The 11,603-nt window shown below is 60.8% G+C and carries 11 protein-coding genes; 8 read left to right on the top strand and 3 right to left on the bottom strand.

Annotated features, from left to right (window positions below):
• Positions 1 to 522: alpha/beta fold hydrolase (locus tag L995_RS06630; protein ID WP_047470414.1), on the bottom strand; the 522-nt coding region annotated here is incomplete at its 3' end.
• A 396-nt stretch (positions 523 to 918) separates the two neighbouring features.
• On the opposite strand from L995_RS06630, the gene L995_RS06625 reads away from it, so the two are divergent.
• The 7 genes from L995_RS06625 to L995_RS32860 all read left to right on the top strand — a co-directional run bounded on the left by L995_RS06625 (position 919) and on the right by L995_RS32860 (position 8,777).
• Positions 919 to 1,845 carry a LysR family transcriptional regulator gene (locus L995_RS06625; protein WP_047470404.1) on the top strand — a complete coding sequence of 309 codons (927 nt, stop codon included), beginning with the start codon at positions 919 to 921 and terminating at the stop codon, positions 1,843 to 1,845.
• A 120-nt stretch (positions 1,846 to 1,965) separates the two neighbouring features.
• On the top strand, positions 1,966 to 2,547 hold the full coding sequence (locus L995_RS06620) for a peroxidase-related enzyme (RefSeq protein ID WP_047470411.1): 582 nt from the start codon (positions 1,966 to 1,968) through the stop codon (positions 2,545 to 2,547).
• A gap of 344 nt (positions 2,548 to 2,891) precedes the next feature.
• Positions 2,892 to 3,044 carry a hypothetical protein gene (locus tag L995_RS32870; protein ID WP_156136002.1) on the top strand — a complete coding sequence of 51 codons (153 nt, stop codon included), beginning with the start codon at positions 2,892 to 2,894 and terminating at the stop codon, positions 3,042 to 3,044.
• A 39-nt stretch (positions 3,045 to 3,083) separates the two neighbouring features.
• Complete coding sequence (locus L995_RS33720; protein WP_197065114.1) at positions 3,084 to 6,275, top strand: RHS repeat protein; 3,192 nt, start codon at positions 3,084 to 3,086, stop codon at positions 6,273 to 6,275.
• Positions 6,272 to 7,210: an RHS repeat domain-containing protein gene (locus L995_RS31345; protein ID WP_052195764.1), complete on the top strand. Its 939-nt coding sequence runs from the start codon at positions 6,272 to 6,274 to the stop codon at positions 7,208 to 7,210. Before L995_RS33720 ends, L995_RS31345 begins: the two co-directional genes overlap by 4 nt.
• A 2-nt stretch (positions 7,211 to 7,212) precedes the next feature.
• The gene (locus tag L995_RS32865) at positions 7,213 to 7,599 is read left to right on the top strand and encodes a hypothetical protein (protein ID WP_156136001.1); all 387 of its coding nucleotides are present in this window, start codon (positions 7,213 to 7,215) and stop codon (positions 7,597 to 7,599) included.
• Positions 7,600 to 8,480: 881 nt separating this feature from the next.
• Positions 8,481 to 8,777, top strand: a complete 297-nt coding sequence (locus tag L995_RS32860; protein WP_156136000.1) for a hypothetical protein — start codon at positions 8,481 to 8,483, stop codon at positions 8,775 to 8,777.
• 970 nt (positions 8,778 to 9,747) lie between these two features.
• Here the strand turns inward: L995_RS32860 and L995_RS32855 are convergent.
• Entirely contained in the window at positions 9,748 to 9,888 is a 141-nt protein-coding gene (locus L995_RS32855; RefSeq protein WP_231574377.1) for a hypothetical protein, read from the bottom strand.
• Between the two features lie 135 nt (positions 9,889 to 10,023).
• Here L995_RS32855 and L995_RS32850 point away from each other — a divergent pair, with 135 nt between their 5' ends.
• On the top strand, positions 10,024 to 10,212 hold the full coding sequence (locus L995_RS32850; protein ID WP_156135999.1) for a hypothetical protein: 189 nt from the start codon (positions 10,024 to 10,026) through the stop codon (positions 10,210 to 10,212).
• A gap of 106 nt (positions 10,213 to 10,318) precedes the next feature.
• Here L995_RS32850 and L995_RS06605 read toward each other — a convergent pair.
• On the bottom strand, positions 10,319 to 11,603 hold a 1,285-nt coding region (locus tag L995_RS06605), incomplete at its 5' end, for an aminotransferase-like domain-containing protein (protein ID WP_047470401.1).

The following is an 11,603-nucleotide window of genomic DNA, read 5'->3' as shown; positions in this document are numbered from 1 at the left end:
CCGCGTGGCCTCGATCAGGCGCTCGGGCAGCGGCGCGGGCTGGATCAGGAAGAACCAGTGCCAGTAGGCGCGCGCAAAGGCCTCGCCGGTCTGCTCGTACATGGCCAGCGTGGGCGCAATGTCCAGCAGCACCAGACGCTGCACGCTGGCGGGATAGTCCATGGCCAGCCGGTGCGCCACGCGCGCGCCCCGGTCATGCGCCAGTACGCTGAAATGCTCATGGCCCAGCCGCGCCATCAGCCGCAGCAGGTCGCGGGCCATGGTGCGCTTGCTGTAGTTCACATGCTCGGGATCGCCGGCGGGGCGCGAGGAGTCGCCATAGCCGCGCAGGTCGGCCAGCACCACGGTGAACTGCTGCGCCAGCCGGGGCGCGACGCGGTGCCAGATGGCGCTGGTCTGCGGGTGGCCGTGCACCAGCAGCAGGGCCGGCCCCTGGCCGCCCACCCAGGCGTTGATCTCCACCCCGTCATCGACCGTGATGCGCTGCTGGCGCAGGCCCGGCATCCATGGATCTGTGTGCATCCCGGAGATTCCTTCTACGTTGTTCATGACGAGGGCCTGTTCACACTAATGCGGGGATCGCGTTGCCCGGCAGCGGGGTCGTATGCAAGGCGCACGTGCGCAGCAAGGCTGATGCCTTGCAAGCGCGTGCAACGCCGCAGACGGCCCCGCTGCCAGGCAACCCGAAGGGAAGCTGCCTGCCAGCCCTCCACTCGGCGTTGCGCTCCTTGTGCGTGCGGACACACGCACGGCGTCGCGCGCCTTGATTGGCGGGCTGGCAGGCAGCTTCGCGACCCCACATTAGTGTGAACAGGCCCTAGCCTGCCATCCTAATCAGTAAACCAGGCTGCATAAATAGCAAAATATTGCATTGATCCATCAGTTCAATTTACGAATCAACCATCCACCGCATCCACCATGGACGGCTTTTCCGACCTGCGTTTCTTCTCGCTGCTGATCCGCGAAGGCAGCCTGGCCGCTGCGGCCCAGCAGATGGGCGTGACGCCGCCCGCCGTCAGCCGCCGCCTGTCCTTGCTGGAGCGGCGCCTGGGCGTGCGCCTGCTGCAGCGCACGACAAGGCGCATCCACCTGACGCCCGAGGGCGAAGCCTACCTGCTGGACGGCGCGCGCATCCTGGCCGACCTGGAGGCGCTGGAGCGCAGCATCTCGGGCACGCGCGCCACGGCGCGCGGCCCGCTGTCCATTGCCTGCACACTGGGCTTTGGCCGCCAGCGGCTGGCGCCCGCGCTGTCGGCCTTTGCGCGCGCCTATCCCGAGGTGCAGGTGCAGCTGCACCTGACGGACAGGCCCGTCAACCTGGTCGAGCAGGGCTTTGACGCCGTGGTGCGCTTTGGCGCCCTGCCCGACTCCGGCCTCACCGCCCGCCTGCTGCTGCCCAACCGCCGCGTGCTGTGCGCCGCGCCCTCCTACCTCAACGCCCATGGCGAGCCGCGCCAGCCCGCCGACCTGCAGGCCCACCGCTGCATCGTGATCCGCGAAAGCGGCGAAACCTATGGCAGCTGGCGCCTGAGCCGGCGCACGCGCCAGGGCCTGAGCGAGCAAAGCATCAAGGTCAACGGCGTGATGAGCACCAACGACGGCGCTTCGGCCCTGGCCTGGGCGCTGGACGGGCATGGCATCCTGCAGCGCTCGCTCTGGGATGTGGCCGCGCCGCTAGCCGCAGGCGCGCTGCGCGAGGTCCTTCCCCAATGGCAGCTGCCTGCGGCCGACATCTACCTCGTGCACGCCACGCGCAGCGAGATGTCGGCCAGGATCCGCGCGCTCACTGGCTTTCTGGGCGACTGGTTTGCACAACGGCCTGAGCCGGACATGGCGCCCGCCTGAGCCCGGGCGCAATCTGCAACCTCGGCGGCAGGCAGGCTGTCATGCGCGTTCACCCCGCGCAGCGCAGGCCATGCGAACATGGCCCGCAACGACAACCACCACACCCAGGAGACAAGACCCATGGCCACTGCCCGCTATCCCCAGCCCGAACTGTCCAGCCTGCCCGAGGACATCCGCGCCCGCATCCTTGAAGTGCAGGAAAAGGCCGGCTTCATCCCCAACGTCTTCCTGGCCTTTGCGCGCCGCCCCGCCGAATGGCGCGCCTTCTTCGCCTACCACGATGCGCTTATGCTCAAGGAAGAAGGCAGCCTGACCAAGGGCGAGCGCGAGATGATCGTCACCACCACCAGCGCGGCCAACCAGTGCCTGTACTGCGTGGTGGCCCACGGCGCCATCCTGCGCATCTACGAAAAGCAGCCCTACGTGGCCGACCAGGTGGCCGTCAACTACCGCAAGGCCGACATCAGCGCCCGCCAGCGCGCCATGCTGGACTTCGCCATGAAGGTCTGCGAGCGCAGCCACGAAATCTGCGAGGCCGACTTCGAGGCGCTGCACGCCCACGGCTTCGACGACGAGGACATCTGGGACATTGCCGCCATCACGGCCTTCTTCGGCCTGTCCAACCGCATGGCCAGCTTTGCCGGCATGCAACCCAATCCCGAGTTCTTCCTCATGGGGCGCGTGCCGCGCGAGAAGAAATAAGGCTCCCGTAGCCTCCAATGATCCTAGGAATAATCTGAAAATAAGCTGAGAGATATTCTGGAAAAATACCGATCAAAGGTCATGATTCGGTGCGCTTTTCAAGATGGACGCTTGGCTATTTTCTTTTCTTGACAATCATTAACACGGGATTCCTGATGTAGCGCATTAGCTGGATTCCCGCACTCCGGCGTAAAAAGAACCGTTCAAAGCCACCCTGCCGCCCAAGAGGGCTCTCTTGCAGGCATACCCGAAGTTCCACAGCATGGACCCCGCAGCCAGCCATGGGCAGAACCACCTGTCCGAGCCACGCGAGCGCATCTGTCCAGCTTCTTCAGGGAGAACCCATGAATCCGGCAATCAAGGCAATTGCGGGCAGCCTGGCGCTGCTGATGACAATGGCGGCGTGGCCCGTCCATTCCCAGGAAGTCATTCCCGACTTCTACAAAGATCCGGGAATTCAACCCAATCGCAGCTATGTGAACCAGGGATTCGGTTAATTCATTGATCCATTCACCGGCGCACTGCAACTGCATTACGTGGATATCCACCTGCCCGGCAATGGCGGCTTCGACCTGAAGGTAGTACGTTCGTACAACAGCACATCGGTAGAGCCCACGAATCCGGCGCTCCATGAATCGCTGGCGGGCGTGGGCTGGAACATCCATTTTGGAAGGGTGCTCAAGTCCCGCGAAACCAGTATTTGCTTCAACAAGAACAGCCAAACCGTCGCTGACAACCCCGTGCTGGAGCTGCCTGACGGCAGCCGCCAGCTGCTGGCTTTCACAGGAACGACCGCACCACTGCTGATCACCACGCAGCGTTGGCGCGCCGACTGCATCACCAGCGGCGCGGGTGGGCTGGCCGTCACATCACCCGACGGCACGCGCTACGACATGAACCAACTGGTCAATCTGGGGGGCGGCCCCTATCCCACCTATGCCTGGTTGACGAGCCGCATCACGGACCGCAACGGTAACTACGCCACCATCCAGTACGCGGCGGCCGCCTCGCCGCAGATATCCAGCGTGGTCACAAGCGATGGTCGCTCAGTCCAGTTTTTCTATGCGGACAGCGGTATGGCGAGCCGGAGGATCACCGCCATCAGCGCGGCAGGCCAGACCTACCACTACGCCTATCAGGGCATCTCAAACGTCAGGGACAAATTCCAGCTCGGCTCCGTCACCCGGCCCGACGGTCTGCGCTGGATCTATGACTACAACGGGAACCTCAACAACACCCCCGGCAGCCACATCATGCGGCGCCTGACCTACCCGCAGGGGGGCTCCATCGGCTATCAATACGGTTTCGTCCACTTCGACACCCAGGCCAATCCCGCCAGCCGCTCCACCGTGGTCATGGCCAAGTCCACAAGCACCGGGGGCCACTGGTCCTTCAGCTACGCGCCAGGACGCCCCGGCGCACACGACGTCACCACGGTCAACACCCCCTCAGGCACCGTGACCTACCGGCACATAGGGCCCAACTACTCCAGCTCGGGCAGCGTATGGATGGTGGGCCTGCTGGCCTCCAAAAGCCTGGGTGGCAGCCAGACCGAGACCTACACCTGGGACAAGCAGAAGATATCGAGCGAGAACAACTTCCGTCCCGGCGCCTTCGCTACCAAGGTCGATATCGGTGAATTCAACGCCCCGCTTCTTGCAGAGCGCACCATCACCCGGGACAACGCCAGCCATACGACCCGCTACAGCAACTTCGACACCTATGGCAATCCTGGCACGATCTCCGAATACGGCCCATCGGGCGGCAACCGCACCACCAGCCTGAGCTACTACGTCAACCCGTCCAAATGGATAGTGCGCCAGTTGCAAAGCGAAAGCCATGCGGGCGGCAGCATATCGCGCAGCTTCGACGGCAATGGCAACATGACATCCATCACCCGCGATGGCATCCAGACCCGCCACGCGTATGACGGCCAAGGCAACCTGAGCGCCACCACCTTCCCGCGAGGGCTGACACACTACTACGGTGGCTACAGGCGGGGCATAGCCCAATCGGAATCGCAGCCCGAGGGCATTTCCATCTCGCGGACGGTCAGCGATGCGGGCAACGTCACTTCCGAAACCCGGGGTGACGGCAGTACCTGGACCTATGGCTATGACGGTCTCAACCGCATCATCTCCGTCGGCTATCCCGCAGGCAACAGCGTCCGGATCAGCCATGGCACCACCACGCGCACCGTCAGCCGGGGAGCGCTCACCCAGACCACCAGCTTCAACGGCTTCGGTCAGCCCGTATCCGTCAACCATGGCGGCATCGTGCGAAGCTTCAGCGTTGACGCGCTGGGCCGCAGAACCTTTGAATCCAACCCGGGCACCAGCGCAGGAACCGCCTACCGGCACGACATCCTGGACCGCGTCATGTCCATACGCCATGCGGATGGCAGCACGCAGGGCATAGGCTACGGTCCCGCCACCCGCGCCGTGGTGGACGAACGCGGCCTGACAACCACCTATCGCTACCGCGCCTATGGCGACCCCGACCAGCCGCTGCTGATGGCCATCTCCACACCGGAGCCGTCCACCAACCTGTCCATCGGCCGCAATGCCAGGGGACTGGTGACCTCAGTCACGCAAGCGGGCATCACACGAAGCTACGGCTACAACGGCAGCTACCAACTGACATCCATCACACACCCCGAGACCGGCACCACCAGCCTGGGCCGCGATGCCGCAGGCAACATGATCTCGAGGATCACAGGGACCGTAGGCACCATCCAATACCGCTACGACGGGCACAACCGCCTGCAGTCCATCAGCTACCCGGGTTCCACCCCGGACGTCACTCACAGCTACGACAGGGCCCACCGCCTGCTCAGCACGGCCACATCCGAAGCCACACGTCGCTTCACCTACGACCGCAACGGCAACCTCACGCGGGAGGAGTTGGCTGCAGGTGGCTTCAATTGGAATGCCGGCTACAGCTACAACGGCAATGACCAATTGGCATCCATCACCTACCCACTGTCTGGCTCCACCGTCAGCTACACACTGGACAGTCTGGGCAGACCCACGGCCATGCCCGGCTACATCAGCAGCGCCAGCTACTGGCCATCCAGCCAGATCCAGCGCATCGTCTACGCCAACGGCGTGCAGTCCGAATACGGACAGAACGCAAGGCTGCTGCCCGCTTCGTTCGCCACCTCGCGCCAGGGCAGCTATTTCCACCGATCCATCCTGACCTATGACCGCACGGGCAATCTCACCAGCGTGAGGGACACGGCCGATGCGGACCATGACCGCACCTTCGGGTACGACGGCGTGCACAGGCTGGTCTCGATGGTCACCCCCAGGGGGCGCGGGAGCATCAGCTACAGCGGCTCCGGCGACATCACCCGCCAGAGCCTGGGCAGCGAACTGATCGACTACCGCTACGACAGCCGATACCGCCTGTCCTCCATCACCGTCAATGGCGGCCCCGCCAACCACTTCACCTACGACACGGCGGGCAACTTCATCCAAAGCAGCCAGAAGTCCTACACCTACGACGCCGTCCCCAACCTGCTGTGCGCCGACTGCTGGGGCAATTCCCCCATCCGGTATGCCTACGACGGCGACCAGAAACGCACCCACACCACCAAGGCAGGCGTCACCACCTACGAGTTCCATGGCGTGCACGGCAACCTGCTCGCAGAATACGGCTCCGGCCAGCTCACCGAATACATCTACCTCAACGGCAAGCGCATTGCACAGAAAGTGAGCGCCCGATGAAGAACGCCATCCGCCAATCCTGCCGGCGCCTGCTGGCAACTGCCGCGCTGCTTCTGACAGCCCTGCTGACCACGCCCGGTGCGCTGGCCCAGGCCACCGTCACCTACTTCCACAACGACGCCGCAGGCACGCCCTGGCTGGCCACCAACCAGTCCGGCGCCGTACTCTGGAAGGAAAACTACCTGCCCTATGGCTACCGCCAGAAAGCGGAGCCAGCCGGCGCGGACAACAAACTGTGGTTCACCGGCAGGCCCTACGACCCCGACACGGGCATGACCTACATGGGCGCGCGGTACTACATGCCGCTGCTGGGCCGGTTCACGGGCATGGACCCCAAGGAGGTGAATCCCGAGCAGATCCACAGCTTCAACCGCTACGCCTACGCCAACAACAACCCGAACAAATACCTGGACCCGGACGGCAAGCTTGCGGAAACCGTCTGGGACGCGTTCAATATTTCCCTGGGCTTCCAGAGCCTGGTCAGCAATGTTCAGGAGGGGAACTGGAGCGGTGCCGCGGTGGATGCGGCGGGTATCGCGATTGATGGGGTTGCGGCGGCGATACCTGTGGTGCCTGGAGGCGCTGGTATTGGTCTTTCCATTTATCGAGCAACAAATTCCGCAAGTTCCACAATTCCAATTACTAAAGCGAAATTTGGTCATACCTTCACAGTTCATGGACAAAACTCGACGGATTTCCTAACAAAGCGTGCAGCAGGATCAGGTTTGCCAACGGGGCAGTTTCTCGACGATCAGACCGCAGCACGGCTTATCTCTGATAATTTAAACAACCTAAAAAATGGAGCAATATCTGTACCAATACCGCCAAACTTTCCCGCCAGAATTATTATGCCTGACGGAAAATATGTACCAGCAACATCAGTGCGTATAGTACCCAGCACCAATGGAGTAAAAACCGCATATCCTGAGCTATGAATATGTCAGAATACTATGGACCCACGGTAAAGGCAGCCAAAATGGCCAGCACTTTGATTGGAATAACCACTAGCGGCAAAGAACAGGATTGGGAAATAGAATTTGCAGATCCTGAAATTATTCCCAGATTATTGAATGCACTAGAATTGAGAGAATTCGACGACGAGGCAAAGACTGCACTCTATCTTTTGCTGCTTGCCTCCTTAGAACTAGAATTCTCTTCTGGAAAGAAAAATCAACTGCATATTGTCAAAACAAAAGAAATCATCGGCGGCGACAAAAACTCTTTGGAGAAGATGCAATTTTATTGGATAAATCTAAAAAAATCGGAACATCAATCTCTTATGAAAGATATCCTACATATTAAAAATCTCAATAGTCCTATTTAAAAATAGCGTGCATGGCAATTTTTCCTGCAATACAGCAACGTTCAGCCATCCGAATACATTCGACTCAAAAGCAAGCACGTTGATCAGTCCGGAGCCGTACTTTGGAAGGAAAACTAACTGACCAACGACTACCGCCGGAAAGCGGGGCCAAGCAGCGCAAACAACAAGCTGTGGCCCGCTGGCAGGCCCTACGACCCCGAAACAGGCATGACCCACATGGCCACATATCGCTGATGGACCGCTTCACAGGCATGGACCCCAAGTAGATGCATTCCGAGAAGATCCACGGCTTCAACTGATACGCCTACGCCAACCTGAACAAATACCTGGACCCGGATGACAAGCTTGCGGAAATCGTCTGGGACGCGTTCAATATTTTCCCAGGCTTTCAGAGCCTGATCAGCAATATCGGGGAGGAGAAATGGAGCGGGTCCGCGATGGATGCGGCAGGTATCGCGATTGATGGAGTTGCAGCGGCAAACCCGTGGTGCCTGGAGGGGTCGGGGCAGGTATTGCGGCGTATCGGGCAGCAAAAAACACTACTCCACAGACAGTTACGTTATTTAGAGCCATTGGACGAGCAGAGTTAGCAGATGTCAAAGCCACCGGAGCTCTAAGGAATCTTGGATCTGCAGAAGGGAAATATTTCACCACATCAGGATCCAGTGCATCCGCATATTCCAAGCAAGCGGTGAGATCTTTTGGAGATCCTCCTTACACCATTATAAAGATAGATATACCAAAATCTCTTCTTCATGACTTACCACCAGCATCAGTTGATCGAGGAATACCAGCTTGGGTTATTCCAGATAATCGGCTTACAGGAATATCACCTACAATTATGAATCATTCACCCTTGCCACCAAGTAAATTCTAGAAAAATGAACCCAGATGCCATAATTTCAGTTCGATTTCTCACAAAAAATGAAGGCGGCAGAAAAACTGCCATTCAAGGCAACTTTTATGGCTGCCCCCTCTTTATTGACAATGAAGCTTTCGACTGTAGATTGCTACTTGATGGAAAACGCTTGGAACTGGGAGAATATTATGAAATTCCTATCAAATTTCTATTTCCAGAATTTGCACTACCCCTGATACAGGAGGGAATGAATATAACTCTCTGGGAGGGGAAAACAGTTGCCACGGCGAAAATCATAAAAATATTAGCCAAAATTTAGCTACCCATCGAACACATCCACCTCAACGGCAAGCACATTGCGCAGAAATTTGGCGCGCGATGAGTTGCGGTGGCGATACCTGTGGTGCCTGGAGGCGCTGCGGAAAGTATTAAGGCTTATAGGGCCATAGATGCCGCAAAGGGTGCTGAGGAGGGCGAAAAGCTACTGTTCCGGCGCGGCCCCATGGACACCAAGAAGCTACTCGAGAGCCAAGCCCAGGCGGCAGAGAATATGCTTGGAATTCACGGCGTCTCCGTGAGCACGAGTTCGGCGGCGAAAGCTGGGCAAGTTGTGCGATGCGCGACCTGCAGTTCAGTTGAGGCAGCGGGGTTCAAGGTTCAGCAGACCGGGAAGGATCTGAACCATCACACGGTTGAACTGCCGAAACCAATTACGCCCGATGTAGTGAGGATATAGAATGAGCTCCTCAAGTGAGTCGCTTCACGAATTCGCCCGTGGCTCCGGTTCGGCCAGTGACCTTGGATTCACGGTGATTCTCGTGTTTGACTACTACGATGGCCCCGAGCACGGTTTAGCGCTCTATCCCTCGGGCGAAGGAGTTCGGTTCTCGTCGTTGGGGGATTCAAAATCTCGCCTCTTCCGGGCGTTCGAATTCATTCCCATCGAAGGCAACTGTGGCCGCAAATCAAAGCGCTGCAACAGGCCGAAGGGGTTGATCCGCCACGTCGAATTCTGCTGCCCTCTGAGGGTAGCGAGGCGCTGGCTGACCTTGAGTGCGATGTTCTCCAAGCATCTGCGGTCGGGCAGTTCGTGGGTGTTGGATCACCGGACTTGGAGAGGATCTCGATATCTCCGGTGACTCAAGAGCAACTGGAAGACTTGCGAAAGCTGGGCTGCTCGCCGACTGGCTTCGAGCTTGCCCATCAGATGGTCAAAGGTCGGAACGCCGAGGACTGACAGCGAAAGACGCCCGCCCTGTGCGGGCGTCGCTATATCGGCGTGGTGAAGGTCAGCCCGTGTTCTTCTTCTCGCCTTGTGTGACGAACCCGATAGGCCGCTTGGGCGGATCGGGCGGCGTCATCAGCTCGCGCAGCGCGTCGAACACTTGCTTGAGCTGATTGCGGGTGTTGCGGCTGAAGAGCAGTGCCACTCGCACGTGCACCCGACGCTCGGACGTGCATGCGCCGACTGCTGGGGCAACAGCCCCATCCAGTATGCCTACGACGGCGACCAATAGCGCACAAGCACCACCAAGGCAGGCGTCACCACCTACGAGTTCCATGGCGTGCACGGCAACCTGCTCGCGGAATACGGCTCCGGCCAGCTCACCGAATACATCTACCTCAACGGCAAGCTAAATCATCGGCGGCGACAAGAATTCTTTGAAGAAGATGCAATTTTATTAGATAAATCTAAAAAAATAGGAACATCAATCTCTTATGAAAGATATCCTGCATATTCAAAACTTCAATAGTTCTATTTAAAAAATAGCGCGCACGGCAATTCTTCCTGCAATACAGCAACGTTCAGCCATCCGAATACATTCGACTCAAAAGCAAGCGCGTTGACTGAGTTCTTCCTCATGGGGCGCGTGCCGCGCGAGAAGAAGTAGGCTGGCCGACCTGCGCCCCCTGACGCGCCGCAGCACCCTCTATCACCCCCCGGCATATCTCCCCCACCTGCCCCACGGCCCCCAGCAGGCGCGGCGTGGGCTCGTTGGCGCAGTTCAGGCGCAGGTGGTTGGGCAGGTCCGATCGCGATGAGAACAGCGGGCCTGGGCTGACGCCAATGCCCAGCTCCAGCGCGCGGCGGTGCACTTCCAGTGCATTTACCTGGCGCGGCAATTCCACCCACAGCAGGAAGCCCGCACGCGGGGCCGAGACGCAGGTGCCGGGCGGAAAGCTGGCCTCGACCCTGGCCGTGACGGCCTGCACCCCGGCCTGCACGCGGGACTTGAGGCGGCGCAGGTGCCGGTCGTAGTCGCCGCTGGCCAGTACCTCGCTCACGGCAGCTTCCAGCAGCGGCGCACCGGCCCAGTCGCCCGCCAGGCGCACCTGCAGTACCTGGGCATGGAAGCGGCCCGCCGCGATCCAGCCCACGCGCCAGCCCGGCGCCAGGGTCTTGGACACCGAGCCGCAATACAGCACGTTGCCGCTGCCGTCGAAGGCCTTGCAGGCCGGCGGGCGCTGGCCGTCGCCCGCAAGGTCGCCATAGACATCGTCTTCGATCAAGGGAATGCCCGCCCGCTCCAGCAGCGCCACCAGGGCCTGCTTGCGCTCCACCGGCATGCTGGCGCCCAGCGGGTTCTGCACGGTGGGCGATGCCAGCACGGCAGCCGGCCGGTGACGGGCAATGGCCTCGGCCAGCGGCTCCAGCAGCAGCCCTTCGCGGGGATCGGTGGCAATCTCCAGCGCCTTCAGGCCCAGGTCCTCCAGCAGCAGCAGGCTGCCGAAATAGGCGGGCCGCTCTACGGCCACGACATCGCCGGGCTTGCACACGGCGCGCAGGGCCAGCCGCACGGCCTGGGTGGCGCCGGCCGTCAGGACCAGGTCATCAGGGCCGAAGCGCGCACCCCATTGCGCAGCCCGGGCCGCGATCTGGCCCCGCAGGTCGGCGCGGCCCGGCGGCATGCTGTAGGTCTGCCCGTGCGCGTCCAGGCGGCGCCCGGCGGTCTGCAGCGCGCGCTGCAGCCGGGCCGTGGGCAGCCAGGCCGGATCGGGCAATGCCGCACCCAGCGGGATCAGGCGCGTGTCGGGGCTGCTGAACAGCGAGCGCGCCAGGGCCGACAGGGTCACGGGCACGGGGCGCGACGACGGGCGGGACGCCTGCAGCGCCGCGCCGCCGGTTGCCTGGCGCACAAAGTAG

The organism is Delftia sp. ZNC0008 (genome assembly GCF_000799035.1).
In the GTDB taxonomy this organism is placed as follows: Bacteria; Pseudomonadota; Gammaproteobacteria; order Burkholderiales; family Burkholderiaceae_C; genus Comamonas; species Comamonas tsuruhatensis.
Note: the sequence above shows the minus strand (reverse complement) of the source record. Positions and strands in the feature narration are given on the sequence as shown.

Excerpts from the sequence above, each read along its gene's own strand:
- L995_RS06625 (WP_047470404.1), top strand. The coding sequence starts at position 919 with ATGGACGGCTTTTCCGACCTGCGTTTCTTCTCGCTGCTGATCCGCGAA.
- L995_RS06620 (WP_047470411.1), top strand. The coding sequence starts at position 1,966 with ATGGCCACTGCCCGCTATCCCCAGCCCGAACTGTCCAGCCTGCCCGAG.
- L995_RS32870 (WP_156136002.1), top strand. The coding sequence starts at position 2,892 with ATGAATCCGGCAATCAAGGCAATTGCGGGCAGCCTGGCGCTGCTGATG.
- L995_RS31345 (WP_052195764.1), top strand. The coding sequence starts at position 6,272 with ATGAAGAACGCCATCCGCCAATCCTGCCGGCGCCTGCTGGCAACTGCC.
- L995_RS32865 (WP_156136001.1), top strand. The coding sequence starts at position 7,213 with ATGTCAGAATACTATGGACCCACGGTAAAGGCAGCCAAAATGGCCAGC.
- L995_RS32860 (WP_156136000.1), top strand. The coding sequence starts at position 8,481 with ATGAACCCAGATGCCATAATTTCAGTTCGATTTCTCACAAAAAATGAA.